The organism is Marinithermofilum abyssi (assembly GCF_014641195.1).
Lineage (GTDB): Bacteria > Bacillota > Bacilli > Thermoactinomycetales > DSM-45169 > Marinithermofilum > Marinithermofilum abyssi.
Map to the genome: position 1 here is coordinate 1 of NZ_BMHQ01000008.1, position 25,099 is coordinate 25,099.

Here is a 25,099-nt window from a genome sequence, read left to right on the forward strand (position 1 = left end):
AATGAATTAACGGGTCACGTTCTGACCGCTCTTCAGTTTTCAAGGAACGCTTGTGTGAAGCGTTGTTCGCTTCCTTTCAGTGTCTTCCGCTCTCTCGCGGCGACAAGATCTATCCTATCACTTTCAGGCGATCTTGTCAACACCTTTTTTCAACTTTTTTCGTGGCCGCCTCAGCGCCGGGCTTTCAGCGCCGTTCGCGTCAGCGACAAGAAATAGTATAGTAGGATCCTCGACATATGTCAACACTTTTTTCTGCAAAAATTAATGTCGGAGAAACTCAATCCCGACGCGGATTTTGCGAGGTACAAACGTCATTTTCCAACAAATGGTTTGTACCTCGCATCATTGTAATCGAATCACCGCAACACCTGTCACATTACCCGCAGACAACTCTACTAAACCTATCCTGATATTGAGAGAAACAAGGCGCTTTAACTGCTCATGCCCGATGTTCTTCTAATCCTGCCCGCTTCCCTTTGGCGAAGACCGATGTGCAATAGGCACACCGCAGTGCTTTTTGAGGAACCGAAGAAAGACAATAGGGACATTGCTTCGTCTCTTCCTGATGTTCCGCCGCATCTGCCTCCTGCTGTTTTCTTCTCCAGTTGATCTGCCGGATGATCAGGAACAGCGCGAAGGCAACAATGAGGAAATCAATCACCGTATTAATGAATACACCATAATTGATGGTAGGTGCCCCGGCTTTTTTCGCTGCGGCCAAAGTGCCATAGGACTTTCCGGAGAGATCGATAAACAGATTGGAAAAATCGATGTTTCCCAAAAGCAGACCAATCGGCGGCATCAAGATGTCATTGACAAGGGAAGTCACAATCTTGCCGAAAGCAGCGCCCAGAATTACGCCAACAGCCAGGTCAACCACATTGCCCCGCATGGCGAACTCTTTAAATTCTTTCAGCACAACGGATGTCCTCCTCTCGTGATGTTCACTCCGGGCTCACCCATAACAACGCGGGAAAGTTTTTCTTGGTTTGCATGGAATGAATGAAGGCGATCGCTTACCCTTCGATCCATATAAAAAAGATCTGCCGGGTTGAAGTGGCAGATCTTTTTTCGTATACACGTCGAGGTTTTTCGTATCGGGAAATGTGATTACGAATCAAACCGTTTGCCGTTAATTTCAAAGCTGGTGGTTACTTCTCCATTGAGCGACTGGGACACGGAGCAGTATTTGTCCCGGGATAAATCCACGGCGCGGCGGACTTTCTCCTCAGGCAAGTCTCCGGTCAACCGATAATGAATATGTACGTTCGTAAACCGGCGGGGATGATCTTCCGCCCGCTCACCGCTGATCTCCATCTCATAGCTCTCCACTTCCAGGCGCATTTTCCGCAGAATGCCGACAATGTCAATCCCGGAGCATGCTCCAGCGGCTGCCAGCAACAATTCCGTCGGACGGGGCCCTTTATTTTCCCCTCCCACATCCGGGGCTGCATCAATGGTGACTCGATGGCCAGAAGGTGTCTCCGCCTGAAATTGCATCTTACCGTTCCATTTCATTTCCACTTTCATTGTACAAACCTCCCCATTACATTATCGATGACAAATAGACAATTAAGCCCGATTCGATCAAGGCCGCCAGCACTAACATAACCACTATACCGCCTACAGCATAAGGAATCCGAGCAAACAGGGACTGCCAATCCTCTTTGGACTGAAGCAAACGCTCAGGCGAGATCCAACTGAGGCTCCATCTGGCAAAAGTAATCCCCAGACGAATTCCGTATGCCGCAGCAAAGATGACAGCGGGCAACTCCAAAATGCCGTGGGGCAAAATCGATGTCGCAAATACCACCAAGGGGTGAAGTCCCGTTTCCCGAGATGCTTGACCCAGTACAACGCCCAGCATTAATCCATTGGAGATCAACGCCAGCGCTGGAAAAATCCCCAAGAAAATACCCAAGCCAATCATCACGGCAGAAGCGCGCAAGTTATTTAGAAAAATCACAGCAAATGTATTCGCAAAGGTGGGGTTTTGTTTGATGGAGTTCGCGGCCTGCTTTAATTGCTCCCAGACGCCCGCCTGTTGCAACAGCTCTTGGATAGGACGGGCATTTGCATACCCCAACAGGGCACTGGCTAACAAAAGGAATAAGGAAAACCCCACCAGCTTTCTTTCCACCCGTATGGACTGTATAAACCCTTGCACAATTCTCCCCCTTTATCTATCGCACCGGCTTTTTTACAGAAACGGCATAACCCTCGTCCATTGGAATACATTTAGTATGGGACAGAACAGCTCATCCATTCCATGATCGGAGGTGGAACCGATGAATTTCTTCTGGGTGTTTTCCGGTAAAAAAATCCGGCGGGTTCTGTTGATGGTTACCGCATTTCTTTTTGCTTCCGGGGTGTATTATGCGGAGAAAGAGAATATCCAAGTGTTCATGCCTCTAAACTCCGGACCCGAAGCCGTCTACAGCGTCGATACAGACAAAAAAGTAGTGGCTTTGACCTTTGATATTTCCTGGGGAGAGGAACGAGCGGGTCCAATCCTGGATGTCCTTGAACAAAAGGGAATCAAAAAAGCGACGTTCTTTTTGTCCTCCCCTTGGGCGGAAACCCATCCCGATATTGTCAAGCGGATTGTGGATATGGGATATGAGGTGGGCAGCCACGGTCACCGGCACGTAAATTACAGCACGTTGAGCGAGGAACAAATTCGGCAACAAGTCAGCAAAGCCCATCACATTTTGAGCAAAGTAAGCAAAACCGAACCCAACTTGATTCGTTTTCCCAATGGAGACTTTGACAAACGGGTGTTGAAAATCGCCAACAACCTGGGATACACCACTATTCAGTGGGATACGGATTCCCTGGACTGGATGAACCCTGGAACGGACAAGATCGTCAGCCGCGTCACCAGCAAAGCCCACCCCGGCGACATCATTCTGTTGCACGCCAGCGACTCCTGCAAGCAGACACATGAAGCACTGCCCCAAATTATCGATCAGCTGCGTGCCAAAGGATATCAATTTACCAGTGTATCGGAGTTGATTGCCGGAACAAAGGTAGATCTGAATCCCGTCGATTAAGGAGCGGAAAAAGCTAGGCTTTTGCGTCTAGCTTTTTTTGTTTTTTCCCTAAAGCGCCTGCCGGAGTATCCTTCACTAAGCGGTGGAGCTGCATAATCTGCCACGCGTTGCACACGAGAAGGCTGCATACCATGAACAGTACCATCTCCATGGACTTTTGTTCCAGTGAAGGAATCGCCTCCAACATGGTCGCCGTGACCATGAAGAAAACGGTCGGCACAAAGGCTTCCGGTTTGGTGGCCTTTTGCTTAAACCATGCTGCTGTTAAGCCGGCGATGAGCAGCATCCCGGGAAGAATCAACGAGTTCAACAGCGACGGCCCATCCCCTTTCTGCCATCCCCACATGGCCGCCTGGTACAGGGCTCCCAGAGTGAGCAACAATTGCAACCCTTGGTATACCGCCTGATTTCGCAAAAAACCGACGGCAACCATATTAAACACCATATAAGCAAAGAAGCCCATTTGAGCCACAGCCCCAAACATCACGCCCGCCCAGAGCTGCCGCTCCATATCCAACCCAATGGGGCCCGTCCATTGCTGCAATATTCCCCCGATCACCGGAGCACTCATGCCGCCTATCAACAACGTGGTCCAAAACAAAAAAAACAGCTTACGGATGGTCATCGAACGGTCTCTCCCTTAAGCGATTGCAAAACTGGTCCCTATCGTCAAAAAACTTCGCCGTCTTTCAGCCCTATTATACCGATGTTCTTCGACGAAATAAATCGACTCCTCTTTCCTTGTACTGGAATCGGGATAATCAGCCGCGGATTCACTCATATTAAACATAACAGAACTCATGAAAGGACGTACTTCCGATGCGTGTTTCTCCCTGGATCACGGCGTTCGCCTGCTGCCTGCTGCTTGTCTCCTGCAGCCCGAGCCCTAAGCCGGAACCCCAACAGCCGGATTATAAAGAAACCAAACAGATGGTGCTGGATGTACTTCATACGCAAGAAGGAAAAAAAGCACTGTCGGAACTGATGCAGGAGCCGGATTTCAAAAAGCAAATCATTGTTACTGACAAAGTGATGGAAGAAACCATCGCCAAAACCATGACCGATCCGAAAATGGAAAAACAACTGGAGAAAATCCTGCAAAAACCGAAAGTGGCAGCCAATCTGTCCAAGGCCACGCAAAAGCAACAAAAAAAGCTGCAAAAGCAACTGATGAAAGATCCGGAATATCAAAAGCTGATGCTGGATATCCTGAAAGACCCGCAGTTTACACAGCATCTCACCCAGTTGATGAAAAGCCAGGAATACCGCAAGCAGACGATGAAGGTGATGGAGGAAGCGCTGGACACTCCTTCCTTCAAAGAGAAATTCATGAAGCTGCTTCAAGAGGCAGTAAAGGAAGCGGAAAAGAAAAAATCCGGCGGGAAAAAAGGAGCCGGCGGAGAAGGCGGCCAACAGCAACAAGAACAGCAGGGTGGACAATCCTGAGGAAGCCCGCTTATCTGGGCTTCCTCAGGTTGCTGACAACGTTCGGAGAAGCCCTTCTGCTGTGTCGTGTACAAAACGTTTTTTGGCTCGTACGGTTAACGTGTTGTGCACATCTGTGACACAGAAGGAAACGACGAATAAGAAGAATAAAAGGCTCTCTGCTACCCTTGTGAAGTCGCCTTCGATTTTTATTTCCATCCCACATATTGATGCTCTCGGTTAAACAGCGTCGGATATACCCTCCAAGCGATTCAACAAACGAAACAAGGTGCTCTTGCCTGCGCCGGAGGGTCCCATAAGGACCGTCAGGGTGCCTTTGGGAATCGCAGCCGATATCTCTTTCAGCGGTTCGACTCTGCCTTCCTTCGTCTGATAAGATTTACTGATTCGATGCAAACGGATGAGCGCCTGTTGTTTCACACGGTTTACCCCTTTACCTCCATTGTACCCTTGAACAGCCAAGAAAAAAGCACCGGCATTCCCAGCCGGTGCTCCCCTTGATGACGAACGTCTTGAACACAGCAAAGAGCTCTTTTGCCCGTCCTCGCTTTTTCCTCCCCCTTATTTTGTTGCACCTTATGCCGTTTCCATCTTATCCAGTATCCTACGGGCCAAGTCACCATAAATTTTTCCGGTTGGTGTCTCGGCGGCATAAATCGACGGAGAAAAGTCAGGATGTTCGGGGTCGCCGTTGTCCGGAGCACCCAAAGGAATCTGCGCAAGCAGTTCAGACTGAAGCTCTTCTGCCAGCTTGGTCCCGCCGCCGCGACCAAATACGTAATCCTTGTTCCCGCATGCGGAACATTGGAAGTACGCCATATTTTCAACCACACCCAAAAGCTCGTGATCCGTATGAAGCGCCATCGCTCCTGCACGGGCAGCAACAAAGGCCGCAGTGGCATGGGGGGTGGTAACCAAAAGCTCTTTGCTCTGGGGCAGCATCTGATGCACATCGAGTGCCACGTCCCCCGTTCCGGGAGGCAAGTCCAGCAGCATGTAATCCAACTCGCCCCACTCCACCTCCTGGAAGAAGTTGCGCAGCATTTTTCCCAGCATGGGCCCGCGCCAAATGACCGGGGCGTTTTCTTCGACGAAAAAGCCCATGGAAATCACTTTTACGCCGAAACGATCCACGGGATAGATCGTTTTTCCCACAACGCGGGGCCGCTCCTGAATGCCCATCATATCAGGCACACTGAAGCCGTAGATATCGGCATCGATCACTCCCACTCTTTTTCCTTCCCGAGCCAAAGCAACGGCCAAGTTGACGGTGACGGTAGATTTACCCACCCCGCCTTTCCCGCTGGCTACCGCGATAAACTTGGTTTTTGAATCCTTCGACAACAACGGAGGCACCTGTTCTTTCACTCCGGCTGCCGCTTCTCCCGGCTGTCTGGAACGCTTGGCCCGAACCTTTTCCTGGTGCTCCCGGCGGATGCGTTCCGCAAGAGCTTGCTGTTCCCGTTCACTCAAAACGCCAAACTCCACGTCCACTTCTTCCGCTCCCAGGGCTTTCAGTACTCCTGTCACCTTTTGGTGCAATTCATTCTGATGAGGAGCGTCCTCGCTTAACAACATCAGCTGCAAGCGAATCCGCCCGTCCTTGATCCGAATGTTGCGCACCAGATTGAGGCTGACCAGGTCTTTTTTCAGCTCGGGATCGTTGACGCGGCGAAGGGCATCCAACACTTTTTCAACGTTCAGCATCTACAACACCTCAAATGTGTGCTCTTCCTATTCAATCCCGATTATAGCATACTTAAGGAGCCTCTTTTGGAAGCGCTTCTCCCGAGTAGAAGCGTAAAATTCCCGTATAGATCGCTGCAGCCAATTTTTTTTGATAATCGGGCCGGGCCAGCATGGCCGCTTCCTGTGGATTGGAGAGAAACCCAACTTCCACGAGAGCGGAGGGAATTTGCGACGTCTTCAGGATGTATACATCTCCGCTGTAACGGGCCTGCCTTTTGGTATTTTCCAGATTGCGTACCAGCTCCTTTTGAATAAAAGTGGCCAGGCGCTGGTTGGCCTCCAATGTAGGATAATAAAAGGTTTGGGCACCGGACCACCGGGGAGACGGAATGGCATTAAGGTGCACACTGACAAGGGCATCTGCCCTGCTTTTTTTGATCAGCTGAGCCCGCCGTATCAGATCCTGAGCCTTTCGGCGCCGGGCTCCCTCATCTGCCAAATCCTTGTCCGTTTCCCGCGTCATCACGACCAAAGCCCCTGCCTCTTGCAGATAATCCCGCAGATAGAGAGTAACTTGGAGTGCTACATCCTTTTCCACCAGCCCGCCTTTACTGATAGCGCCTCCATCTGCACCGCCATGGCCGGGATCCAGTACGATCACCCGCCCTGCCAAGGGCATATGGAAGGTCCACTGAGCCCCTGGCCAAGAAATCCATGAAGCAATACCCATCATTATGGCGGAAGCCAGTACCACCCCGCTCAGCCATAACGCTCTTTTCTTTTGCAGCAGCTTTTTGAAGACGTCCATTCCCTTCCCACCTTTGTCCATTCCCTATCTGATCTATGTATATGGGACAAGTTGAACAGATATGTTTTATAGAAAGTTCCAGATGAAAGCCCACGGCGACCATAGGAAGTGCCATTGGGGTATTTTCATCGTGGGATGAAAGGCGACGTTGCTCAACACCCCTTTTCGGGGTGGAAAGAGTAACCAATACAGGGGTTAATCGAACGTATGAGCGGTGCTCATCCCACGGGTAGTGGGTTCGTTCCTTGTAAACGTCATGGTATGGGGTTCCAGTAGCGAACCAATCTCTCCTACTGGGTAAAACCATGAGAGTGAGATGGAGGAATTAGCGTACTGGTAATAGGTACGCCGCCCATGCGGGTACATTTCTAACTGCATGGGATGGGCTGATGAGACAGCCCTGAACTTGGGAGTTGTCTGAAACAGAAATGGACTGAGGGCGCTAACTACCCAAGAATCCCAAGGCTGAAGCCGTGTGGAGTCTCAAAGCATCCGTTGTTTGCGCAGCTGTTTCCCCTCATTCGTCCCCAGAAAAAACCACTGAGGTACCACTTCCTCCAGCACCAGCCAAACGGATTGGCAGACCATATCCTCCAATACCTGAAACAATTGAAAGTCCTCAGCAGCCTTTTGAAAGAGCTGATCCGCTTCTTCTCCAAATACCTGAAAAAACCAGCGCCGGTATTCCCATGTGTCTGCGGCCCCTTGTTCCAAGGCTACCCGGCAATGCTTCAATCCCATGACAAAAGAATCAAAGGCCAATCGGTAAACAGCCTCCTCCACCGCTACCCTGCCCCGGGCAGACATGGACTTGTGAAAAGGCTCGACCCACTCTATCATGACCCGATCAAGTTCCGTCCACGGAAAGAACTTTAACGCCAGCAGCCGCAGCCGTTCTGCTCTTTCAAGGAAGGTTTCCTCCAAATCAATCACTTTTCCCATGATGTTCACCCCACTTCCCGCACGGGGACCCTTACACTAGTGTTTGAAAAAAAGGCCGTCACCATGCAAAAAAGCAGCTCTTCTGCTAAAACGGCAGCTCAATGAAAATCAATCCGGTCCATTCTGCCTCCTGGCAACATAGTAAAAATATAAAAACCCCTGCAATATTGCAGGGGTTGAACACCGATCTCTCCAGATTACCGTTTCGAGAATTGAGGTGCACGACGCGCTTTTTTGAGCCCGTATTTTTTCCGTTCTTTCATCCGCGGGTCACGGGTCAGGAATCCGGCTTTTTTCAGCGTCGGGCGCAGCTCCGGATCCACTTTGAGCAGGGCCCGGGCAATGCCGTGACGGATGGCTCCCGCTTGACCGGTGAAACCGCCGCCGCTCACGTTTACCAATACGTCATAGCGGTTCAAGGTGTCGGTCAACACCAACGGTTGTTTCACAATCGCTTTCAGGGTTTCCAGGCCGAAGTAGCTATCCATGTCGCGACCGTTGATCACGATGCGACCGTCACCCGGTACCAGGCGGACGCGGGCAACGGATTCTTTGCGGCGACCGGTGCCGTAGAATTGGACTTGTGCCAAGAGTGGTTCCCTCCTTTATGCTGATATGCTGATTATCCGCGCAGTTCCCAGGTTTCCGGGTTTTGCGCCTGATGGGGATGTTCCGTTCCGGCGTAAACTTTCAGCTTTTTCAGCTGTTTGCGGCCGAGGCTGTTTTTCGGCAGCATGCCTTTCACAGCCAGTTCAATCATCCGGTCCGGACGTTGTTCGCGCAGCTCACCGGCAGGGGTGGACTTCAGTCCGCCCGGATAGCCGGAATGACGGTAGTACATTTTTTGCGACGCTTTTTTTCCGGTCAGTTTCACTTTGGCGGCGTTGATCACCACGACAAAGTCACCGGTATCCACGTGGGGGGTGAATTGCGGCTTATGTTTTCCGCGCAGAATGGCGGCCACTTCGGAAGCCACACGGCCCAACGGTTTATTGGCAGCGTCGACCACATACCATTTCCGATCCACTTCGTTCGGTTTGGCCATATATGTGGTTCGCATCATTTTCCCTCCTCATCTGTCAGCGAGACAATCCATTTCCTCAAACAAAAATCAAACAACCCTGTGGGTAAAGATGGAGTTGTTCCATGGTTTCCCATGGTTGCGCCGAACTGTTCCACCGGGGCTAGTGGAAAAATACCAACGACCATATTACACCAAGCAGTGGCTTATGTCAAGATCCAGCTTCGGAAGTTTCTTCCTTCCAAGGGGTATAGCAAACCTTCACCATGACAAGTCCTTCGGGCGGCAGGGTTTTCCCGGCACGCCCCCGATCCTTGGCCTCCAAGATCTCAGGAATAGCCGCCGGCGACAACTCGCCCTTACCGACTTGGACGAGTGTGCCCGCAATGATCCGGACCATATTGTACAGAAAACCGTTCCCTGTGACAGTGATAGCAACGACGCCGTCCTCCGGTTCGGTAATGCGACAGCCGTATAGGGTACGTACCCGGTCTGTCACAGGGGATTTCGCGGAGGAAAAGGAAGTAAAGTCATGAGTCCCTACCAGATGACTTCCTGCTTCCTTCATCCGGTCGATATCCAGCAAGACAGGCAGATGCGTCCGAAACCGCCGGGTAAACACGTCCGGTATCTTGTGGGTATCCAAAGTGTAGCAATACTGCTTCCAGCAGGCATCTTTACGGGCATGAAAGTCCAGCGGCACTTCTTCCGTGTCGAGAACAGTCAGATCTCGGGGAAGCGCCCGATCCAATATCACCGGCCAACGCTCAAGGGGGATCGGCGAATTCGTTTCCCAGTGAATCACTTGTCCCCGGGCATGGACGCCGGCATCTGTGCGGCCTGCTCCGGTTACAGTCACGTTCTCTCCCGTAATCCGGGAAAGGGTTTCCTCCAGCGTACCCTGAACGGTCCGTTGCCAGGGCTGTCGTTGGAAGCCGAAAAAATCGGTGCCATCGTAGGCAACAGTCATCTTCAGCTTCCTCATCCTGCTTCGACTCCCTTCTCCTGATCCTTTCGCTGATGGATAGATGGATAAGTGCATCAAGTGTTTAACCGCAGCCACAGAAGGACCCCTGTCAGCCCCGCCAACAACACCAACATCCCCCAATCCCTCGGTGCAAACTGCAGCTGCCGGATACGGGTCCGCCCTTTGCCTCCGCGATAACAGCGAGCTTCCATCGCCAGAGCCAACTCTTCCGCCCGGCGAAAAGCGGATACAAACAACGGAATGATCACGGGGATGTAGCTCTTGGCCCGCTGAAACAGGTTGCCGGTTTCAAAATCAGCCCCGCGGGCCTGCTGCGCCTTGATGATTTTCTCCGTTTCCTCCCAGAGGGCGGGAAGGAAGCGAAGGGCGATCGACATCATCAAAGCCAGCTCATGAGCGGGGACACGGAGCTTTTCCAATGGCTTCAGCAGCCGCTCCAGCCCATCGGTTAGATCGATGGGGGAAGTGGTCAACGTCAACAACGTGCCCATCACCACCAACAGCAAGAAGCGAAGCGACATCCAGCCTGCTTGCCGAACCCCTTCTTCATAAACGGTCACGGGTCCCCATTGTAAAAGCAAGTCTCCTCCTTTGGTAAACCCAAGATGAAGAAGCGCTGTCAAAGCGATCAACCATAAAATCGGCTTCAACCCCCGGAAAATCATCGGCAAAGGGATGCGGGAAAGCCAAACGCCTCCTGCCGCTATTACGGTCAAGAACAAATAGGCTAAAGCATCTTGGGCGAGGAAAACAACAAACATATAGCCGAATACAAACAACAGTTTCGTTCGCGGATCGAGGCGGTGCAACACGGATCCCGTCGGTATATACTGGCCCAGTACCGGGCTTTGGAAGGCGCTCATCCGGACTTCCCTTCCTTCCATCGGGCGAGAAGAGAGGATGCCAGATCCTCTTCCCGGCGAATCCCTTGCGGAAGAGGGGGGTGTAGATTCCGATTCAGCTCTTCCGCCAATACGATCCACTCCGGCACTTCCAAGCCCCACTCTCTCAACCGGGTTCCATGAGCAAACACTTGCTCCGGTGTGCCTTCAGCAACCAAACGCCCACGATGCATCACGAACATCCGCTCTGCATGCCGGGAGATCTCTTCCATGCTGTGAGATACCATGATTACTGTCATCTTTTGCTCCCGCTGAATCTGACGAATGGTTTCGAGCAGCTCCCGCTGTCCTCTCGGGTCTAATCCCGCCGTGGGTTCATCCAAAATCAACACCCGGGGCTGCATGGCCAGAACGCCGGCCAACGCCACTCGCCGCATCTGACCGCCGCTTAAATGAAAAGGGGAAAGGTCAGCCAGCTCAGACGGCAATCCTGCCCATGCCATCGCCTGTTCGACCCGTTGTTCCACTTCTTCCGGGGACAGCCCCAGATTTCGGGGGCCAAAAGCAATATCTTTGGCCACCGTTTCCTCAAACAGCTGATGCTCCGGATACTGAAAAACCACACTCACCCATTTTCGAAACGGCTTCCGGTTTTTGGTCTCCGGATCCAAAACAGCATCAAATACACGAACCCGCCCCTGGGTGGGACGGAGCAGGCCTGCGATCAATTGGATGAGGGTGGATTTTCCCGAACCGGTGGGTCCCACGATGCCGATAAAACTCCCCGCCTCCATACGAAGGCTGACATCCTGCAACGCTGTATGAGCAAAGGGTGTCCCTGCCATATAGACATGACTCAGCCCTTCGATAACAATCCCCATAACTCGTTCACCAGTTCCTTTGTATCGGAGGCAGTACCGGTAAGCGGCATGCCCTGCTTTTGCAGCTGTTCCTGCAGCCGGTAAATCAGCGGAGGTTCCAAGTCCCAGTCTCGCAAGCGCTCACCTTGACGAAAGACTTCACCGGGTGCTCCTTGCATCTGAACCCGGCCTTCGGCCATCACTACCAAACGATCTGCCAGAGATGCTTCCCGTGCGGAGTGGGTAATATGAACCACCGTTGTTCCCTGTCGATGCAAGTCTTGAATCGCCTGCATCACATCGTCCCGGCCGGCAGGGTCCAACATGGAGGTGGACTCATCAAACAGGATCACAGCCGGTTTCATCGCCAAGATCCCGGCAATCGCCAGTCTCTGCTTCTGTCCGCCGGACAGGTGATGGGGGGAGTCCTCCTCTCGACCCGCCAACCCCATCTGTGACAGCACCTCGGGGATTCGACGAAGCATTTCCGCCCGGGGAACCCCCAAGTTCTCCATGCCAAAAGCGACATCATCCCGAACGGTGGCCCCCACAATCTGGTTATCCGGATTTTGAAACACCATCCCCACCTGGCGGCGGATTTCCCATAGGTCTTCCGCATTTCGGGTGTCTTTTCCCATCACCCGAACACATCCCTCTGTCGGCAGCAGCAATCCGTTCAGCAATTTGGCCAAGGTTGATTTGCCGGAACCATTGGGGCCCATCACCGCCACGTACTCCCCGGGATCGATCCGCAGATTCACCCCTTGCAAAGCCCACTGACTGCGAGGGGTTTTCTCGGGGAAATAGTGATAAAACACTTCATGGACCTCCACAATGGGTGCCATGGTTTCACCTCACTTCACCCGCTGGCCGCATGCGGCGATCATTGTATATAAAGAAAAAAGGGCAGATTTCAGGATCGGAACGATCCTGCCCTCTCCCTTTCATCGACACACGCGTTATTTCACCAGTTCCAGATACACCATTTCGGCACCGTCGCCGCGGCGGGGACCGATTTTGATGATCCGGGTGTAACCGCCGTTGCGGTCTTCATAACGCGGACCCACTTCATCAAAGAGCTTCTTTATGGCATCCACTTTTTCGTGGTTTACACTTTCGCCGTCTTTCTCGGTGCGGGAGCGCTCCTTGCGGACAAATGCCGCTGCTTGACGACGAGCGTGCAGATCGCCCCGTTTTGCCAAGGTGATCATTTTTTCCGCGATGGACCGCACTTCCTTGGCTTTGGCTTCGGAAGTCTCAATTCGCTCGTTGATGATCAGGTCGGTGACTAGATCCCGAAGCAAAGCTTTCCGTGCAGCACTGTTACGACCCAATTTTGCATATGCCATGGATTTCCCCTCCCTCGTGTCAAAGTCGCGATGTCAGTCGTCCTTGCGCAGGGAAAGTCCCAACTCAGCCAGCTTTTCCTGCACTTCTTCCAGGGACTTGCGTCCCAGGTTGCGGACCTTCATCATATCTTCTTCTGTCTTTTGCGTCAGCTCTTGGACAGTGTTGATACCGGCCCGCTTGAGACAGTTGTAGGAGCGGACAGACAGGTCCAGCTCTTCGATGGTCATTTCCATGACCTTTTCTTTCTTGTCTTCTTCTTTTTCGACCATAATCTCGGCGTCTTGCGCTTCTTCGTTCAGACCCACAAAGAGCATGAGATGCTCGGTCAGTATCTTGGCCCCGAGGCTGACGGATTCGTCCGGACGCAGACTGCCGTCGGTCCACACTTCCAAAGTCAGCTTGTCATAGTTGGTGACTTGACCGACCCGGGTGTTTTCCACTTCATAGTTCACCCGTTCGATGGGTGTGTAGATGGAATCCACGGGAATAACCCCGATGGTTTGTTCTTCGTTTTTATTGCGTTCGGCCGGCACATAGCCCCGTCCGCGGTTGGCGGTCATCCGGATATGAAGGCGTGCATCATCAGCCAGGGTGGCGATATGCAGATCCGGGTTCAAAATCTCCACGTCGGAATCGGCGCGGATGTCTCCGGCTTTGACTTCACCGCCGCCTTCGACGTCGATCTCCAGGACCTTTTCCTCATCCGAATGGATCTTGAGAGCCAAGTGCTTGATGTTAAGGATCAGCTCCGTGGTATCCTCAACCACGCCGGGAATCGTGGAGAATTCGTGCAACACCCCGTCAATCTGAATGGAGGTTACAGCCGCACCCGGAAGGGATGACAGCAAGATGCGGCGCAACGAGTTGCCGAGGGTGGTGCCGTATCCGCGTTCCAAGGGTTCCACAACGAATTTCCCGTATCGGCCATCTTCACTCATCTCAACGGTTTCGATTTTTGGCTTTTCGATTTCTATCATACGGTCTTGAAACCCTCCTTCAGAACGTCGCATTCCGGGTGAGATCGCAAAAGTATAGCAGTCCGCATATTAAGCCCGAATAGTCGGGCGACGCACTACCAGTAAAGATTCGTCCCATACCAGTATAGACACGCTTCTACCCGTTTAAACCAGCGCCCCGACCCGGAATTTGGATCGTATTAAACACGGCGACGCTTCGGCGGGCGGCACCCGTTGTGAGGGATCGGTGTAACGTCTTTGATGAGGTTCACTTCAAGCCCGGCCGCTTGCAGGGAACGAATGGCGGCTTCCCGGCCGGCTCCCGGCCCTTTCACCATGACTTCCACCGTTTTCATGCCATGCTCCATCGCTTGTTTGGCAGCAGCTTCCGCAGCCATTTGAGCTGCAAAGGGCGTGCTTTTACGGGAGCCCTTGAAGCCCAAGGTACCGGAACTTGCCCAAGAGATGGTGTTTCCCCGCTTGTCGGTGATGGTGACGATTGTATTGTTGAACGTGGAACGAATATGAACCGTACCCGATTCGACGTTTTTCCGTGCGCGGCGTTTTACGCGCTGGTTAGTAGTTCTTTTCTTGGCAGCCATCGTTTTCCCTCCTTACTATCGATTATTTTTTCTTGTTGGCAACTGTCCGACGAGGACCTTTGCGCGTCCGTGCGTTGGTTTTGCTCCGTTGGCCGCGCACCGGCAAACCGCGGCGGTGACGGATTCCCCGATAGGATCCGATTTCGATCAGGCGCTTGATGTTCAGCGCGGTTTCCCGACGCAGATCCCCTTCAACCACCAGGTTCTTGTCGATGTAGCTACGCAGCTTGGCTACTTCGTCTTCCGTCAGGTCACGCACCCGCGTATCCGGGTTGATCCCGGTCTCTTTCAAAATGGTGTTGGCTTTGGAACGACCGATCCCGAAGATGTAGGTCAGTCCAACTTCCACCCGCTTGTCGCGAGGAAGGTCGACACCCGCAATACGTGCCATGTTTTCCGCACCTCCTGTCTTATCCTTGTTTTTGCTTGTGTTTCGGATTCTCGCAGATAACCATCACGGTCCCCTTGCGACGAATGACTTTGCATTTTTCGCAGATGGGCTTCACACTGGGTCTCACTTTCATTTTGCTTCCCTCCTGTACATTCGGTGTCGATCGAACGGATCATTTCCGGCGTCAGGGTTCCTCTCGCTCTGCCGCCGCGACCCTCGACACCGATGAACCGTTACTTATATCGATAAGTGATACGGCCTCGGGTCAAATCGTACGGGGAGAGCTGGACCGTCACCTTGTCGCCGGGGAGGATCCGGATGAAGTGCATGCGGATCTTGCCGGAAACGTGAGCAAGCACTTTGTGACCATTCTCCAGTTCTACACGAAACATCGCATTGGGCAGGGGCTCGATAACCGTGCCCTCCACCTCGATCACATCTTCTTTGGCCATTGACTCACTCTCCTTTTTTACTCTCCTGCTTGAGGAGGTATTGGTTCAGGGCGTAGCGCAGTTTGGCGTTCGTTACCCGACCGTCCTGTTCCAAGTCTTCCGCTACTTCCCGGGCGATGTGCTTGGTAGGCTGGATATGCTTGACGTTTTTCCTTTTCGAACGGCCAAACTTCCGTTTGTCCCCATCCGCCAAATGGACGAAGTGTGGTTCTTCCACACGGATCACTATCGCATATCTCCCTGCCTCACGACCCCTTAACACCCGGACGATTTGACCAGGTTGAGGCCGCCTTTCGCCGTCCGTCACATCCATCACCCTTCACCTTTTACGCTGTGGTCAATATTTCGTGGCCGTCTTCCGTGATCGCGATGGTATGCTCAAAATGGGCGCAGAGGGAACCGTCCTGAGTCACTACGGTCCAGTTGTCGGCCAGCGTCTTTACATGCCGGCTTCCCACATTCACCATCGGCTCGACGGCCAGTGTCATCCCCGGTTTGAGACGGGGTCCTTTTCCTGGCGGACCGAAATTAGGCACGCTCGGTTCTTCATGCAGATTCTGGCCGACTCCGTGTCCCACGTATTCCCGGACGATAGAGAATCCGGCTTCCTCCACGTAAACCTGGATGGCGTGGGAGATGTCGCCCACCCGAGCACCGGGCTTCGCTTGCTCCAGTCCCTTGTACAGGGAGGTTTCCGTCACTTCCAACAGCCGGGACGCTTCATCGGTAATCTGTCCCACGGGATACGTCCAGGCCGAATCACCGTGATACCCCTTGTAACAGGCACCGATATCCACACTGACAATATCCCCGTCATTCAACACCCGATCGCTGGGGATCCCGTGTACAAGTTCCTCGTTGACCGAGGTACATACACTGCCAGGAAAGCCGTTATATCCTTTGAAGGATGGAGTCGCCCCGTGTTCGCGGATCACCTTTTCAGCCAGGCGGTCCAAATCTTTGGTCGTCATGCCGGGCCGAATCGCTTTGCGAATCACCTGATGGGCTTCATGCACGATGCGACCCGCTTCCCGGAGGAACTCCAGTTCCTTTGCCGATTTCAAAATGATCATGTGGCAGTCCCTCTTAAATGCGCCAAAATCGACTCCGTCACGTGGTCGATCGACTGTTCGCCGTTAATGACACGCAACACATCTTTTTTCTGATAGTAATCGACTAAGGCCTGGGTCTTTTCCATATTGACGGCAAGGCGCTTTTTCACTGTTTCTTCCTTGTCGTCATCCCGCTGATAGAGGCTGCCGCCGCACTTGTCACATATGCCCTCTTCTTTCGAAGGGGCAAATACGACATGGTACGTAGCTCCGCAATTGCGGCAGATACGACGACCCGTCAGCCGTTTTAACAATTCTTCCTCGCCCACTTCAATATAGACAACATGGTCGAGGTTCCGCCCCATCTCCTCGAGGATCTCATCCAATGCTTCTGCTTGGGGCACCGTACGAGGGAACCCGTCCAGCATAAACCCCTCGTCGCAATCATCTTTGCCCAAGCGCTCCCGGACGATACCAATCGTCACACGGTCGGGCACCAATTGACCCTCATCCATAAACTTCTTCGCTTCCAGACCCATCTCAGTTCCTTCCTTGACTGCGGCCCGGAACATATCTCCGGTGGAGATGTGCGGAATGCGGAATGCCTCGGTAATCCGTTCGGCCTGCGTGCCTTTTCCGGCACCGGGCAATCCCATCAGCACAATATTCAAGCCTCATCCCTCCCGGTGTGTTTCGACCAAAACGGGTGGTCCGCATGGACGCACGCCTTTGGCGACCTTTTGATGTCCAGGTTCAACGGAAGTACACACCATCCAAAGGCGTCACCATCTATCGGAGGAGACCTGATCACAAGAAGTCTCCGGTTTTATGGATGATCCCCGGATACACTCCGGGGCACCCTGGTGTTTCATTACTTGATAAACCCTTTATAGTGGCGCTTGATCAGTTGGCTTTCGATGGTCTTCATCGTTTCCAAAGCCACCCCGACCACGATCAGCAGAGAGGTTCCGCCGATCTGCACCGACTGCGGCAATCCGGCAATCGATGTGAAGAACACAGGCAGGATCGAGACGGCAGCCAGGAACAAGGCTCCGGCCAAAGTGATTCGGTTCATCACCTTCGTCAAAAACATCGTCGTGTTCTTACCCGGTCGAATCCCCGGGATATAACCGCCGTTCTTCTTCATCTGATCCGAAAGCTGCACCGGGTTGATCTGCACAAACGTGTAAAAATAGGTGAACCCGATGATCAGCAGAATATAAAGCGCCATGCCGATGGGAGCACTGTACTGGAAGTTGGCGATAATCCAATCCGCAACAGGTGCTCCCTTCCAGAAACTCGCGATGGTTGTCGGGAAGATCAACAGGGACATCGCGAAGATCACGGGAATCACCCCGGCGGCATTCACTTTCATCGGAATGTGGGTGGATTGCCCACCGAACATTTTCCGACCCACGACACGCTTGGCGTATTGCACCGGAATCTTCCGGACCCCTTGCTGAATGAAGATCACGCCAGCCACGATCAGAATCAGCGCAGCCACGATGATCACTATTTTGGCCACGTTCAGTGCCACTTGATCACCGGCTTTAGCAAACTCCGTCTCGTAAATCATTCCGGCTGCTTGGGGGATACCCGCAATGATCCCAGCAAAGATGAGAATGGAAATCCCGTTGCCGATGCCTTTATCCGTGATCTGCTCACCCAACCACATCAGGAAAGCAGTTCCGGCAGTCAACGTGAGCGAAATCAGAGCAAAAGTGAAGAATCCCTTGTCTTCCAGAAAACTGATGCCCATCGTAGCGCCAGCGTTTTCGAAGCCGATCGTCAAACCGATCGACTGAATCAAGGCCAGCACAATCGTACCATACCGTGTAACCTGTGCCAACTTACGCCGTCCGACTTCCCCTTCTTTGGCCCACTGAGCAAATCTCGGAATCACATCCATCGTCAACAGCTGTACGATGATAGATGCCGTAATATACGGCATAATGCCCATCGCAAAGATGGAGAAGTTCAGGAACGCACCGCCGGAAAAGGCGTTGATCAAGCCAAACACCCCGCCGCCCGCTTGTTCCGCAAAGGTGTGCAGGGCTTCGTTGTTGGTGTTCGGTACCGGGATAAAGGTGCCGATCCGGAAAATGACCAACATGGCCAAAGTAAACAGGATGCGGCGCCGGAGATCCTCCACTTTAAAGATATTGCTCACGGTCTGAAACATCAGAGCACCTCCGTCGTGCCGCCCGCATTCGCGATTTTCTCTTGTGCAGCGGAAGAGAACTTGTGCGCCTTGACCGTCAGTTTCACATTCACGTCACCATTGGCCAGCACTTTCAAGCCATCCTTCAAGTTCTTAATCACGCCGGTTTTCACGAGCAGTTCCGGGGTGACCACTGTGCCTTCCTCAAATCGATTCAGCGTATCCAGATTGACGATGGCGTACTCTTTCCGGTTCGGGTTGGTAAAACCGCGCTTCGGCAAACGACGGTACAGCGGGTTTTGACCCCCTTCAAAGCCCGGGCGCACACCACCGCCGGAACGGGCTTTTTGCCCTTTGTGTCCGCGACCGGAGGTTTTTCCGTTTCCGGAAGCCATACCCCGGCCCACACGGTTGCGTTTCTTACGGGAACCCGGTGCCGGTTTCAGTTCATGCAGCTTCATTACTTCGCACCTCCTCTACGAGTCTGCCTTTGAGGATTACTCCTGTACTTCTTTCACTTCGACCAAGTGTTTCACTTGATTGATCATGCCGCGAATGGCCGGGCTGTCATTTTGGATCACGGTTTGTTCCCGCTTTTTCAGACCCAGGGTCCGCAGCGTAACCCGGTGTTTTTCCGGACGACCAATCATGCTCCGTTTGAGGGTGATGGCCAGTTTGTTCGCCACTTGTCATCCCTCCTTATCCTAACAGCTCTTCAACAGATTTTCCGCGCAGTTTGGCCACTTCTTCCGGGCGTTTCAAGCTTCGAATGCCTTCCAGGGTGGCCCGAACCATGTTGATCGGGTTGTTGGACCCGGTAGACTTCGTCAGAATGTCGCCCACACCGGCAACCGTCAGTACGTCACGCACCGCACCGCCGGCGATCACACCGGTACCTTTGGAGGCGGGCTTCATCATCACGCGACCTGCACCGAAGCGTCCGATCACTTCGTGGGGAATGGTGGTTCCTTGCAGCGGGACGGTGATCATGTTTTTCTTTGCTTCTTCCACGCCTTTGCGAATGGCTTCCGGCACTTCAGCCGCTTTACCGATGCCGAAGCCCACTTTACCTTTACCGTCACCGACGACTACCAGCGCGCTGAAGCTGAACCGGCGACCACCTTTGACCACTTTGGCCACCCGGTTGATATTGACTACTTTTTCAATGTAGTCGTTCTGCTGCTCGTTACGCATGGCTCTACCTCCTTTGCTCAAAAGTCGAGACCTCCTTCGCGAGCACCCTCAGCCAACGCTTTGATGCGTCCGTGATAGAGATAACCGCCGCGGTCGAACACGACCTGTTTGATGCCTTTCTCCTGTGCCCGCTTGGCAATCAATTCTCCGACTTTCCGAGCCGCTTCTGCGTTGCCGCCGTAGATTCCGCTCTCTTTCAGCTCAGCATCCAGAGTGGAAGCAGAGGCCAAGGTTTGACCCGCCACATCGTCGATCAGCTGAGCGTAGATGTTTTTGGAAGAACGGAACACGTTCAGGCGGGGACGCGCTGCGGTTCCGAAGATCTTCTTACGAACCCGCAGATGACGGCGTTTCCGGCTTTTATTCCGGTCTTGTTTGCTGATCATGCCGCTTTCACTCCCTTCCGTTCACCAGGATTACTTACCGGTTTTACCTTCTTTGCGACGAATCCGCTCATCGCTGTATTTGATCCCTTTCCCTTTGTAGGGTTCCGGTTCGCGAATGGAACGGATATTGGCAGCTACAGCACCTACCCGTTCTTTGTCAATCCCTTTTACCACGATCTCGGTTTGAGAAGGCACATCCAGTTCAATGCCCTCGATGGCATCCACTTCAACCGGATGGGAGTAGCCCACGTTCAGGACTACTTTGTTGCCTTTCTTTTGCGCACGGTAACCGACACCCACCAGTTCCAGCTTTTTGCTGAAGCCGTTGGTCACACCTTCCACCATGTTGGCGATCAGGGCGCGCATCGTTCCGTGCATAGCCCGGTGTTTCCGTGCATCGCTCGGCCGTTCAACCAGAATCTCGTTCTCTTCCACTTTCACCGCGATATCCGGGAGAATGTCGCGGGAGAGGGTGCCTTTCGGCCCTTTGACGCTGATCTTATCCCCGTCGATTTTCACTTCCACCCCGTTGGGGATGGCAATCGGTTTATTACCGATACGAGACATGCTTTCACCTCCATCCTTCTCCGCCGGTATTACCAGATGTAAGCCAGTACTTCTCCGCCCACTTTCGCTTTCCGTGCCTCGGCGTCGGTCATAACGCCTTTGGAAGTGGACAGGATAGCAATGCCGAGACCCCGCAGCACCCGCGGGATTTCCGTGCTTTTCGTATAAACGCGCAAGCCCGGTTTGCTGATCCGTTTCAGTCCGGTGATCACCCGCTCGTTGTTCTGTCCGTACTTCAGGAAGATGCGAATGATCCCTTGTTTGCCGTCATCGATAAATTCCGCATCGCGGATGAAGCCTTCCCGCTTCAGGATTTCGGCGATTTCCCGTTTCAGCTTGGAAGCGGGAACTTCCAGGCTTTCGTGGCGTACGAGGTTGGCGTTACGAATACGGGTCAGCATGTCAGCAATCGGGTCAGTCATCACCATGCACGTTCCCTCCTTTCACAAGTCGCGATTACCAGCTCGCTTTTTTCACACCGGGAATCTGCCCTTTGTAGGCCAATTCGCGGAAACAAATCCGGCAGAGGCGGAACTTCCGAATCACGGAATGCGGACGGCCGCACCGCTCGCACCGGGTGTACGCACGCACTTGGTATTTCGGCTTGCGTTTCGCTTTGGCGATCATCGATTTCTTGGCCAACGGATTCCCTCCTTTTCATGATGGTCAAAATCAGATTACTGCTTCCGGAAAGGCATACCCATTTGCGTTAGCAGTTCACGGGCTTCCTCGTCCGTATTGGCAGTGGTGACGATAATGATGTCCATTCCGCGCACTTTATCCACTTTGTCATACTCGATTTCCGGGAAAACGAGCTGCTCCTTCAGGCCCAGCGTGTAGTTGCCGCGACCGTCGAAGGACTTCGGAGAAACCCCGCGAAAGTCGCGCACACGCGGCAGAGCTACGTTGATCAATTTGTCCAGGAAGTGGTACATCCGCTCGCCGCGCAGGGTCACTTTGCAGCCGATCGGCATTCCTTCCCGCAGTTTGAAGCCGGCGATGGATTTTTTGGCCCGGGTAATCACCGGTTTTTGACCGGAAATCAAGGTCAGGTCCTCCACCGCACCGTCCAGGGCTTTCGGGTTTTGCACCGCTTCACCCACGCCCATGTTGATGACGATCTTTTCGATCTTCGGCACTTGCATCGGAGATTTGTACTCAAACTTTTTCATCAATGCCGGAGTGATCTCGTCTTTGTATTTCTCTTTGATTCGGAGACTCATGCCAACGTTCCTCCTTTCCTAGCAGGCTGTCAGTCCAGGATCTCGCCGGACTTTTTCGCAAAGCGGACTTTCACTTCTTTGCCGCCTTTTTCCACAAACTTGTAACCCACACGGGTCGGTTCTTTCGTTTTCGGGTCTTCCAACATCAGGTTGGAGACATGGATCGGGGCTTCCTGTTCGATGATGCCCCCTTGCGGGTTGTCCTGGGAAGGACGGGTGTGTTTCTTTACCATGTTGACGCCTTCCACCAGTGCCCGCTGCTCTTTCGGGAACACTTTCAGAACACGCCCTTTGGTGTACACCTTGTTCCCGTTCTTGTCTTTGGTCGGGGCTTCTTTCCCGCGCATCACGATCACGGTGTCGCCTTTTTTGATGTGCAACTTGTTCGGACGCTTGCTCATGCTCGGCACCTCCTTACTCAGCGAAATCCCATTCGCAACCCGTTAAAGTACTTCCGGTGCGAGAGAGATGATTTTCATGAAATCTTTTTCCCGTAGTTCACGAGCCACCGGTCCGAAGATCCGGGTACCCCGGGGGCTTTTGTCATCACGAATCACCACAGCGGCGTTTTCGTCAAAACGAATGTAGGAACCATCCGGACGACGGGTCGGACGAGTCGTGCGTACAATCACGCACTTCACAACGTCCCCCTTCTTGACAACGCCACCGGGTGTTGCTTGTTTCACGGAAGCCACAATCACATCACCAATACCGGCGAATTTCCGCTTCGATCCACCCAGTACCTTGATGCACATCAGTTCCTTTGCTCCGGAGTTATCAGCAGCACGAAGGCGGCTTTCTGCTTGAATCATGGTTCTCCCTCCTTCCGCCAGTCCGTCTCAGGTTAGATAATGACGGCTTCTTCGACGATTTCAACCAGACGCCAACGCTTGTCTTTGGACAGCGGACGCGTTTCCATGATTTTTACGATGTCGCCCTTTTTGGCTTGGTTGTTTTCGTCATGAGCTTTGAACTTTTTGCTGTATTTCACGCGCTTGCCGTACAGAGGATCCTTTTTGTAGGTCTCCACCGCGACAACGATCGTTTTGTCCATCTTATCGCTGACAACTTTGCCGACGCGTACTTTCCGCATGTTGCGCTCGCTCATGCCTGGTTCCTCCTTTCAATCCCCAGTTCGCGCTCCCGAATCACCGTTTTGGCACGGGCGATGTCTTTGCGAACCTGGCGAATCCGGGACGGATTGTCCAGTTGCCCGGTGGCTGCCTGGAACCGGAGGTTAAAAAGCTCTTCTTTCAGCGACGCGATTTTCTGTTCGATCTCTGCGGTGGTCATTTCCATCAGCTCTTTAGCTTTCATCGGCCCCACCCGCTTCTTCTCGAATTACAAATTTGGTTTTGATCGGCAGTTTGTTGGCAGCGAGACGCATCGCTTCACGCGCTACGTGCTCCGGTACACCTGCCAGTTCAAACAGGATCTTACCCGGTTTTACAACGGCCACCCATTTTTCAGGGGAACCTTTACCACTACCCATCCGTACCTCGAGAGGCTTTTGAGTAATCGGTTTATCCGGGAAGATCTTGATCCACACTTTACCTCCCCGTTTGATGTAACGGGTCATCGCAATACGTGCCGCTTCGATTTGCCGGTTGGTGATCCAAGACGGCTCCAGCGCTTGTAACCCGTATTCACCGAAAGCGACTTCGGTGCCGCCTTTGGCCCGGCCTCTCATGCGGCCGCGATGCTCTTTACGAAACTTCGTCCGTTTCGGCATCAACATGATTACTTACCTCCTTCCGCGTCTCCCTTTTTCTTCGTCGGGAGTACTTCACCGCGGTAGATCCACACTTTTACACCGATCCGTCCATATGTGGTGTGGGCTTCCGCAGTACCGTAGTCAATGTCTGCACGCAGGGTGTGCAACGGCACAGTTCCTTCGTTGTATCCTTCCGTACGGGCAATGTCAGCACCGCCCAGACGGCCGCTCACTTGCGTCCGCACCCCTTTGGCGCCGGCACGCAGCGTCCGTTGGATGGTTTGTTTCATCGCGCGGCGGAAAGAAATCCGACGCTCCAATTGTTGTGCGATGTTTTCCGCCACCAGACGTGCGTCCAGTTCCGGATTCTTGATTTCGCTGATGTTGATGTGTACTTTCTTGCCGGTCAGCTTGGTCAGCTCTTTGCGCAGGGCTTCCACTTCGGAACCGCCTTTCCCGATTACCATGCCCGGCTTAGCGGTATGGATGGTCAGGTTGACGCGGTTGGCGGCCCGCTCGATTTCCACGGTGGAAACGGCTGCGTCTTTTAAACGCTTCGCGAGGTATTCGCGGATTTCGATGTCTTCATGCAGCATGTCAGCGTAGTCTTTTCCGCCGAACCACTTGGATTCCCAATCGCGGATCACGCCGACGCGCAGCCCTACCGGGTTTACCTTTTGACCCATCAGCTATCCCTCCTTATTTTTCAGCTACGACCACCGTAATGTGGCTGGTCCGTTTGTTGATCCGGCTGGCACGTCCCATGGCACGGGGACGGAACCGTTTCATGGTCGGTCCTTCATCCACCACGGCTGTCTTTACCACAAGGTTTTGCGGATCCAGTTCGTTGTTGTGTTCCGCGTTGGCGATGGCAGAACGCAGGACTTTCTCAATAATCGGCGAAGCTGCTTTCGGCGTGTACCGCAGGATGGCCAGTGCTTCTGCCACGGATTTGCCGCGGATCAGGTCGATCACCAGGCGTGCCTTGCGGGGTGCAATCCGCACGTAACGTGCTACAGCTTTCGCTTCTTTTGCCCGAGTCGCTTCCATCTTTCGCCCTCCTCTCATGTCAGCCTAAACCGAAACTTATTTCCGCTTCGTCTTCTTGTCGTCCCCGGCGTGACCGCGAAAGGTCCGAGTCGGAACGAATTCGCCCAGCTTATGACCCACCATGTCTTCGGTGATGTACACCGGCACGTGCTTCCGTCCATCATGCACCGCAATGGTGTGACCGATGAATTCGGGGAAAATGGTGGAACGACGGGACCAGGTCTTGATGACCTTCTTGTCGTTCTTTTCATTCAGCACCCGGACTTTTTTCAGCAGATGTTCGTCTGCGAAAGGTCCTTTTTTCAGGCTGCGAGCCATGCATTCAACCCCCCTTCAGTCTTTGCTGAGTATA

43 protein-coding genes are annotated in these 25,099 nt (G+C 53.1%); 3 read left to right on the forward strand and 40 right to left on the reverse strand.

Annotation, left to right across the window (positions count from 1 at the left end; all coding sequences use genetic code 11):
- Positions 1-216, forward strand: a 216-nt coding sequence (locus tag IEW70_RS17890; protein WP_229751953.1) for a hypothetical protein, incomplete at its 5' end; no start/stop codon positions are given.
- A 223-nt stretch (positions 217-439) separates the two neighbouring features.
- On the opposite strand, the gene mscL is transcribed toward IEW70_RS17890, so the two are convergent.
- The 3 genes from mscL to IEW70_RS11480 form a co-directional block, all read right to left on the reverse strand.
- Entirely contained in the window at positions 440-919 is a 480-nt protein-coding gene (gene mscL, locus IEW70_RS11470; RefSeq protein ID WP_188648069.1) for a large conductance mechanosensitive channel protein MscL, read from the reverse strand.
- A 191-nt stretch (positions 920-1,110) separates the two neighbouring features.
- The gene (locus IEW70_RS11475) at positions 1,111-1,530 is read right to left on the reverse strand and encodes an OsmC family protein (RefSeq protein ID WP_188648070.1); all 420 of its coding nucleotides are present in this window, start codon (positions 1,528-1,530) and stop codon (positions 1,111-1,113) included.
- A 16-nt stretch (positions 1,531-1,546) separates the two neighbouring features.
- A complete protein-coding gene (locus IEW70_RS11480) occupies positions 1,547-2,167 on the reverse strand; it encodes a stage II sporulation protein M (RefSeq protein WP_188648071.1) in 621 nt (206 codons plus the stop codon).
- Between the two features lie 121 nt (positions 2,168-2,288).
- Between IEW70_RS11480 and pdaB the strand changes: the two genes are divergently transcribed.
- Positions 2,289-3,053, forward strand: a complete 765-nt coding sequence (gene pdaB / locus IEW70_RS11485) for a polysaccharide deacetylase family sporulation protein PdaB (protein WP_188648072.1) — start codon at positions 2,289-2,291, stop codon at positions 3,051-3,053.
- Between the two features lie 13 nt (positions 3,054-3,066).
- Here the strand turns inward: pdaB and IEW70_RS11490 are convergent, their stop codons facing one another.
- Positions 3,067-3,678, reverse strand: coding sequence for a KinB-signaling pathway activation protein (locus IEW70_RS11490; RefSeq protein WP_188648073.1), 612 nt, complete (start codon positions 3,676-3,678; stop codon positions 3,067-3,069).
- A gap of 194 nt (positions 3,679-3,872) precedes the next feature.
- Between IEW70_RS11490 and gerD the strand changes: the two genes are divergently transcribed.
- Positions 3,873-4,499, forward strand: coding sequence for a spore germination lipoprotein GerD (gene gerD / locus IEW70_RS11495; RefSeq protein ID WP_188648074.1), 627 nt, complete (start codon positions 3,873-3,875; stop codon positions 4,497-4,499).
- 219 nt (positions 4,500-4,718) lie between these two features.
- Here gerD and IEW70_RS18285 read toward each other — a convergent pair whose 3' ends face one another.
- The 36 genes from IEW70_RS18285 to rpsS all read right to left on the reverse strand — a co-directional run bounded on the left by IEW70_RS18285 (position 4,719) and on the right by rpsS (position 25,065).
- Entirely contained in the window at positions 4,719-4,919 is a 201-nt protein-coding gene (locus tag IEW70_RS18285; RefSeq protein WP_308423157.1) for an ATP-binding cassette domain-containing protein, read from the reverse strand.
- Positions 4,920-5,075: 156 nt separating this feature from the next.
- Positions 5,076-6,206, reverse strand: a complete 1,131-nt coding sequence (salA, locus tag IEW70_RS11505; RefSeq protein ID WP_188648075.1) for an iron-sulfur carrier protein/transcriptional regulator SalA — start codon at positions 6,204-6,206, stop codon at positions 5,076-5,078.
- A 52-nt stretch (positions 6,207-6,258) separates the two neighbouring features.
- Positions 6,259-6,996 carry an N-acetylmuramoyl-L-alanine amidase CwlD gene (gene cwlD / locus IEW70_RS11510; protein ID WP_229751954.1) on the reverse strand — a complete coding sequence of 246 codons (738 nt, stop codon included), beginning with the start codon at positions 6,994-6,996 and terminating at the stop codon, positions 6,259-6,261.
- Positions 6,997-7,479: 483 nt separating this feature from the next.
- Positions 7,480-7,938, reverse strand: a complete 459-nt coding sequence (locus tag IEW70_RS11515; RefSeq protein WP_188648077.1) for a hypothetical protein — start codon at positions 7,936-7,938, stop codon at positions 7,480-7,482.
- Between the two features lie 197 nt (positions 7,939-8,135).
- Positions 8,136-8,528 (reverse strand): 30S ribosomal protein S9, encoded by a 393-nt coding sequence (gene rpsI, locus IEW70_RS11520; RefSeq protein WP_188648078.1) that lies wholly within the window; start codon positions 8,526-8,528, stop codon positions 8,136-8,138.
- A gap of 32 nt (positions 8,529-8,560) precedes the next feature.
- Positions 8,561-8,998, reverse strand: coding sequence for a 50S ribosomal protein L13 (gene rplM, locus IEW70_RS11525; protein WP_188648079.1), 438 nt, complete (start codon positions 8,996-8,998; stop codon positions 8,561-8,563).
- A 172-nt stretch (positions 8,999-9,170) separates the two neighbouring features.
- Complete coding sequence (truA, locus tag IEW70_RS11530) at positions 9,171-9,944, reverse strand: tRNA pseudouridine(38-40) synthase TruA (protein WP_188648080.1); 774 nt, start codon at positions 9,942-9,944, stop codon at positions 9,171-9,173.
- Positions 9,945-10,000: 56 nt separating this feature from the next.
- Positions 10,001-10,810, reverse strand: coding sequence for an energy-coupling factor transporter transmembrane component T family protein (locus tag IEW70_RS11535; protein WP_188648081.1), 810 nt, complete (start codon positions 10,808-10,810; stop codon positions 10,001-10,003).
- Entirely contained in the window at positions 10,807-11,670 is an 864-nt protein-coding gene (locus tag IEW70_RS11540) for an energy-coupling factor transporter ATPase (RefSeq protein ID WP_188648082.1), read from the reverse strand. Before IEW70_RS11540 ends, IEW70_RS11535 begins: the two co-directional genes overlap by 4 nt.
- A complete protein-coding gene (locus IEW70_RS11545) occupies positions 11,646-12,494 on the reverse strand; it encodes an energy-coupling factor transporter ATPase (RefSeq protein ID WP_188648083.1) in 849 nt (282 codons plus the stop codon). The genes IEW70_RS11540 and IEW70_RS11545 overlap by 25 nt, the downstream gene beginning before the upstream one ends.
- Before the next feature lie 114 nt (positions 12,495-12,608).
- Positions 12,609-12,998 carry a 50S ribosomal protein L17 gene (gene rplQ / locus IEW70_RS11550; RefSeq protein ID WP_188648084.1) on the reverse strand — a complete coding sequence of 130 codons (390 nt, stop codon included), beginning with the start codon at positions 12,996-12,998 and terminating at the stop codon, positions 12,609-12,611.
- A gap of 33 nt (positions 12,999-13,031) precedes the next feature.
- The gene (locus IEW70_RS11555; RefSeq protein WP_188648085.1) at positions 13,032-13,976 is read right to left on the reverse strand and encodes a DNA-directed RNA polymerase subunit alpha; all 945 of its coding nucleotides are present in this window, start codon (positions 13,974-13,976) and stop codon (positions 13,032-13,034) included.
- 179 nt (positions 13,977-14,155) lie between these two features.
- On the reverse strand, positions 14,156-14,557 hold the full coding sequence (gene rpsK / locus IEW70_RS11560) for a 30S ribosomal protein S11 (RefSeq protein ID WP_188648086.1): 402 nt from the start codon (positions 14,555-14,557) through the stop codon (positions 14,156-14,158).
- A 22-nt stretch (positions 14,558-14,579) separates the two neighbouring features.
- Entirely contained in the window at positions 14,580-14,948 is a 369-nt protein-coding gene (gene rpsM, locus IEW70_RS11565; RefSeq protein WP_188648087.1) for a 30S ribosomal protein S13, read from the reverse strand.
- 19 nt (positions 14,949-14,967) lie between these two features.
- Positions 14,968-15,081 (reverse strand): 50S ribosomal protein L36, encoded by a 114-nt coding sequence (gene rpmJ / locus IEW70_RS11570; protein WP_003322638.1) that lies wholly within the window; start codon positions 15,079-15,081, stop codon positions 14,968-14,970.
- 100 nt (positions 15,082-15,181) lie between these two features.
- Entirely contained in the window at positions 15,182-15,400 is a 219-nt protein-coding gene (gene infA / locus IEW70_RS11575) for a translation initiation factor IF-1 (RefSeq protein ID WP_173224352.1), read from the reverse strand.
- 4 nt (positions 15,401-15,404) lie between these two features.
- On the reverse strand, positions 15,405-15,713 hold the full coding sequence (locus tag IEW70_RS11580; RefSeq protein WP_188648088.1) for a KOW domain-containing RNA-binding protein: 309 nt from the start codon (positions 15,711-15,713) through the stop codon (positions 15,405-15,407).
- A 13-nt stretch (positions 15,714-15,726) separates the two neighbouring features.
- Positions 15,727-16,473: a type I methionyl aminopeptidase gene (gene map / locus IEW70_RS11585; RefSeq protein ID WP_188648089.1), complete on the reverse strand. Its 747-nt coding sequence runs from the start codon at positions 16,471-16,473 to the stop codon at positions 15,727-15,729.
- Positions 16,470-17,123 (reverse strand): adenylate kinase, encoded by a 654-nt coding sequence (locus tag IEW70_RS11590; protein ID WP_188648090.1) that lies wholly within the window; start codon positions 17,121-17,123, stop codon positions 16,470-16,472. Before IEW70_RS11590 ends, map begins: the two co-directional genes overlap by 4 nt.
- Positions 17,124-17,323: 200 nt before the next feature.
- Positions 17,324-18,634 carry a preprotein translocase subunit SecY gene (gene secY, locus IEW70_RS11595; RefSeq protein ID WP_188648091.1) on the reverse strand — a complete coding sequence of 437 codons (1,311 nt, stop codon included), beginning with the start codon at positions 18,632-18,634 and terminating at the stop codon, positions 17,324-17,326.
- Positions 18,634-19,074: a 50S ribosomal protein L15 gene (gene rplO / locus IEW70_RS11600; RefSeq protein WP_188648092.1), complete on the reverse strand. Its 441-nt coding sequence runs from the start codon at positions 19,072-19,074 to the stop codon at positions 18,634-18,636. Before rplO ends, secY begins: the two co-directional genes overlap by 1 nt.
- 36 nt (positions 19,075-19,110) lie before the next feature.
- Positions 19,111-19,299 (reverse strand): 50S ribosomal protein L30, encoded by a 189-nt coding sequence (gene rpmD, locus IEW70_RS11605; protein WP_188648093.1) that lies wholly within the window; start codon positions 19,297-19,299, stop codon positions 19,111-19,113.
- 13 nt (positions 19,300-19,312) lie between these two features.
- Positions 19,313-19,807 carry a 30S ribosomal protein S5 gene (gene rpsE / locus IEW70_RS11610; protein WP_188648094.1) on the reverse strand — a complete coding sequence of 165 codons (495 nt, stop codon included), beginning with the start codon at positions 19,805-19,807 and terminating at the stop codon, positions 19,313-19,315.
- A gap of 17 nt (positions 19,808-19,824) precedes the next feature.
- Complete coding sequence (gene rplR, locus IEW70_RS11615; protein WP_188648095.1) at positions 19,825-20,193, reverse strand: 50S ribosomal protein L18; 369 nt, start codon at positions 20,191-20,193, stop codon at positions 19,825-19,827.
- Positions 20,194-20,223: 30 nt separating this feature from the next.
- The gene (gene rplF / locus IEW70_RS11620) at positions 20,224-20,760 is read right to left on the reverse strand and encodes a 50S ribosomal protein L6 (RefSeq protein ID WP_188648096.1); all 537 of its coding nucleotides are present in this window, start codon (positions 20,758-20,760) and stop codon (positions 20,224-20,226) included.
- A 29-nt stretch (positions 20,761-20,789) separates the two neighbouring features.
- Positions 20,790-21,188 (reverse strand): 30S ribosomal protein S8, encoded by a 399-nt coding sequence (gene rpsH / locus IEW70_RS11625; protein WP_188648097.1) that lies wholly within the window; start codon positions 21,186-21,188, stop codon positions 20,790-20,792.
- 28 nt (positions 21,189-21,216) lie between these two features.
- Complete coding sequence (locus IEW70_RS11630) at positions 21,217-21,402, reverse strand: type Z 30S ribosomal protein S14 (RefSeq protein ID WP_188648098.1); 186 nt, start codon at positions 21,400-21,402, stop codon at positions 21,217-21,219.
- 35 nt (positions 21,403-21,437) lie between these two features.
- Positions 21,438-21,983: a 50S ribosomal protein L5 gene (gene rplE / locus IEW70_RS11635; protein WP_188648099.1), complete on the reverse strand. Its 546-nt coding sequence runs from the start codon at positions 21,981-21,983 to the stop codon at positions 21,438-21,440.
- Positions 21,984-22,012: 29 nt separating this feature from the next.
- Positions 22,013-22,384 (reverse strand): 50S ribosomal protein L24, encoded by a 372-nt coding sequence (gene rplX, locus IEW70_RS11640; RefSeq protein ID WP_229751955.1) that lies wholly within the window; start codon positions 22,382-22,384, stop codon positions 22,013-22,015.
- 42 nt (positions 22,385-22,426) lie between these two features.
- Positions 22,427-22,795: a 50S ribosomal protein L14 gene (gene rplN, locus IEW70_RS11645; RefSeq protein ID WP_188648100.1), complete on the reverse strand. Its 369-nt coding sequence runs from the start codon at positions 22,793-22,795 to the stop codon at positions 22,427-22,429.
- Between the two features lie 32 nt (positions 22,796-22,827).
- Positions 22,828-23,091 carry a 30S ribosomal protein S17 gene (rpsQ, locus tag IEW70_RS11650; protein WP_188648101.1) on the reverse strand — a complete coding sequence of 88 codons (264 nt, stop codon included), beginning with the start codon at positions 23,089-23,091 and terminating at the stop codon, positions 22,828-22,830.
- Positions 23,088-23,300: a 50S ribosomal protein L29 gene (gene rpmC, locus IEW70_RS11655; protein WP_188648102.1), complete on the reverse strand. Its 213-nt coding sequence runs from the start codon at positions 23,298-23,300 to the stop codon at positions 23,088-23,090. The genes rpsQ and rpmC overlap by 4 nt, the downstream gene beginning before the upstream one ends.
- Positions 23,290-23,721, reverse strand: coding sequence for a 50S ribosomal protein L16 (rplP, locus tag IEW70_RS11660; RefSeq protein ID WP_188648103.1), 432 nt, complete (start codon positions 23,719-23,721; stop codon positions 23,290-23,292). Before rplP ends, rpmC begins: the two co-directional genes overlap by 11 nt.
- Positions 23,722-23,723: 2 nt before the next feature.
- Positions 23,724-24,383: a 30S ribosomal protein S3 gene (gene rpsC / locus IEW70_RS11665; protein ID WP_188648104.1), complete on the reverse strand. Its 660-nt coding sequence runs from the start codon at positions 24,381-24,383 to the stop codon at positions 23,724-23,726.
- A gap of 13 nt (positions 24,384-24,396) precedes the next feature.
- Positions 24,397-24,747: a 50S ribosomal protein L22 gene (rplV, locus tag IEW70_RS11670; protein ID WP_188648105.1), complete on the reverse strand. Its 351-nt coding sequence runs from the start codon at positions 24,745-24,747 to the stop codon at positions 24,397-24,399.
- Between the two features lie 36 nt (positions 24,748-24,783).
- Entirely contained in the window at positions 24,784-25,065 is a 282-nt protein-coding gene (gene rpsS, locus IEW70_RS11675; RefSeq protein ID WP_188648106.1) for a 30S ribosomal protein S19, read from the reverse strand.
- Positions 25,066-25,099: the final 34 nt, after the last annotated feature.

Excerpts from the sequence above, each read along its gene's own strand:
- rpsE (WP_188648094.1), bottom strand. The coding sequence starts at position 19,807 with ATGCGTAACGAGCAGCAGAACGACTACATTGAAAAAGTAGTCAATATC.
- rplP (WP_188648103.1), bottom strand. The coding sequence starts at position 23,721 with ATGTTGATGCCGAAACGGACGAAGTTTCGTAAAGAGCATCGCGGCCGC.
- IEW70_RS11540 (WP_188648082.1), bottom strand. The coding sequence starts at position 11,670 with ATGGGGATTGTTATCGAAGGGCTGAGTCATGTCTATATGGCAGGGACA.
- infA (WP_173224352.1), bottom strand. The coding sequence starts at position 15,400 with ATGGCCAAAGAAGATGTGATCGAGGTGGAGGGCACGGTTATCGAGCCC.
- IEW70_RS11490 (WP_188648073.1), bottom strand. The coding sequence starts at position 3,678 with ATGACCATCCGTAAGCTGTTTTTTTTGTTTTGGACCACGTTGTTGATA.
- rpsM (WP_188648087.1), bottom strand. The coding sequence starts at position 14,948 with ATGGCACGTATTGCGGGTGTCGACCTTCCTCGCGACAAGCGGGTGGAA.
- IEW70_RS11580 (WP_188648088.1), bottom strand. The coding sequence starts at position 15,713 with ATGGATGTGACGGACGGCGAAAGGCGGCCTCAACCTGGTCAAATCGTC.
- truA (WP_188648080.1), bottom strand. The coding sequence starts at position 9,944 with ATGAGGAAGCTGAAGATGACTGTTGCCTACGATGGCACCGATTTTTTC.
- IEW70_RS11475 (WP_188648070.1), bottom strand. The coding sequence starts at position 1,530 with ATGAAAGTGGAAATGAAATGGAACGGTAAGATGCAATTTCAGGCGGAG.
- gerD (WP_188648074.1), top strand. The coding sequence starts at position 3,873 with ATGCGTGTTTCTCCCTGGATCACGGCGTTCGCCTGCTGCCTGCTGCTT.
- rplO (WP_188648092.1), bottom strand. The coding sequence starts at position 19,074 with ATGAAGCTGCATGAACTGAAACCGGCACCGGGTTCCCGTAAGAAACGC.
- IEW70_RS11555 (WP_188648085.1), bottom strand. The coding sequence starts at position 13,976 with ATGATAGAAATCGAAAAGCCAAAAATCGAAACCGTTGAGATGAGTGAA.
- rplX (WP_229751955.1), bottom strand. The coding sequence starts at position 22,384 with ATGAGCAAGCGTCCGAACAAGTTGCACATCAAAAAAGGCGACACCGTG.
- IEW70_RS11535 (WP_188648081.1), bottom strand. The coding sequence starts at position 10,810 with ATGAGCGCCTTCCAAAGCCCGGTACTGGGCCAGTATATACCGACGGGA.
- salA (WP_188648075.1), bottom strand. The coding sequence starts at position 6,206 with ATGCTGAACGTTGAAAAAGTGTTGGATGCCCTTCGCCGCGTCAACGAT.
- rplR (WP_188648095.1), bottom strand. The coding sequence starts at position 20,193 with ATGATCAGCAAACAAGACCGGAATAAAAGCCGGAAACGCCGTCATCTG.
- rpsC (WP_188648104.1), bottom strand. The coding sequence starts at position 24,383 with ATGGGTCAAAAGGTAAACCCGGTAGGGCTGCGCGTCGGCGTGATCCGC.
- map (WP_188648089.1), bottom strand. The coding sequence starts at position 16,473 with ATGATCATTTTGAAATCGGCAAAGGAACTGGAGTTCCTCCGGGAAGCG.
- rpsQ (WP_188648101.1), bottom strand. The coding sequence starts at position 23,091 with ATGAGCGAGCGCAACATGCGGAAAGTACGCGTCGGCAAAGTTGTCAGC.
- cwlD (WP_229751954.1), bottom strand. The coding sequence starts at position 6,996 with ATGGACGTCTTCAAAAAGCTGCTGCAAAAGAAAAGAGCGTTATGGCTG.
- IEW70_RS11545 (WP_188648083.1), bottom strand. The coding sequence starts at position 12,494 with ATGGCACCCATTGTGGAGGTCCATGAAGTGTTTTATCACTATTTCCCC.
- rplF (WP_188648096.1), bottom strand. The coding sequence starts at position 20,760 with ATGTCTCGTATCGGTAATAAACCGATTGCCATCCCCAACGGGGTGGAA.
- rpsK (WP_188648086.1), bottom strand. The coding sequence starts at position 14,557 with ATGGCTGCCAAGAAAAGAACTACTAACCAGCGCGTAAAACGCCGCGCA.
- pdaB (WP_188648072.1), top strand. The coding sequence starts at position 2,289 with ATGAATTTCTTCTGGGTGTTTTCCGGTAAAAAAATCCGGCGGGTTCTG.
- rpmC (WP_188648102.1), bottom strand. The coding sequence starts at position 23,300 with ATGAAAGCTAAAGAGCTGATGGAAATGACCACCGCAGAGATCGAACAG.
- rpmJ (WP_003322638.1), bottom strand. The coding sequence starts at position 15,081 with ATGAAAGTGAGACCCAGTGTGAAGCCCATCTGCGAAAAATGCAAAGTC.
- rplN (WP_188648100.1), bottom strand. The coding sequence starts at position 22,795 with ATGATTCAAGCAGAAAGCCGCCTTCGTGCTGCTGATAACTCCGGAGCA.
- rpsH (WP_188648097.1), bottom strand. The coding sequence starts at position 21,188 with ATGGTGATGACTGACCCGATTGCTGACATGCTGACCCGTATTCGTAAC.
- rplM (WP_188648079.1), bottom strand. The coding sequence starts at position 8,998 with ATGCGAACCACATATATGGCCAAACCGAACGAAGTGGATCGGAAATGG.
- rplQ (WP_188648084.1), bottom strand. The coding sequence starts at position 12,998 with ATGGCATATGCAAAATTGGGTCGTAACAGTGCTGCACGGAAAGCTTTG.
- IEW70_RS11515 (WP_188648077.1), bottom strand. The coding sequence starts at position 7,938 with ATGGGAAAAGTGATTGATTTGGAGGAAACCTTCCTTGAAAGAGCAGAA.
- rpsS (WP_188648106.1), bottom strand. The coding sequence starts at position 25,065 with ATGGCTCGCAGCCTGAAAAAAGGACCTTTCGCAGACGAACATCTGCTG.
- rplE (WP_188648099.1), bottom strand. The coding sequence starts at position 21,983 with ATGAGTCTCCGAATCAAAGAGAAATACAAAGACGAGATCACTCCGGCA.
- secY (WP_188648091.1), bottom strand. The coding sequence starts at position 18,634 with ATGTTTCAGACCGTGAGCAATATCTTTAAAGTGGAGGATCTCCGGCGC.
- rplV (WP_188648105.1), bottom strand. The coding sequence starts at position 24,747 with ATGGAAGCGACTCGGGCAAAAGAAGCGAAAGCTGTAGCACGTTACGTG.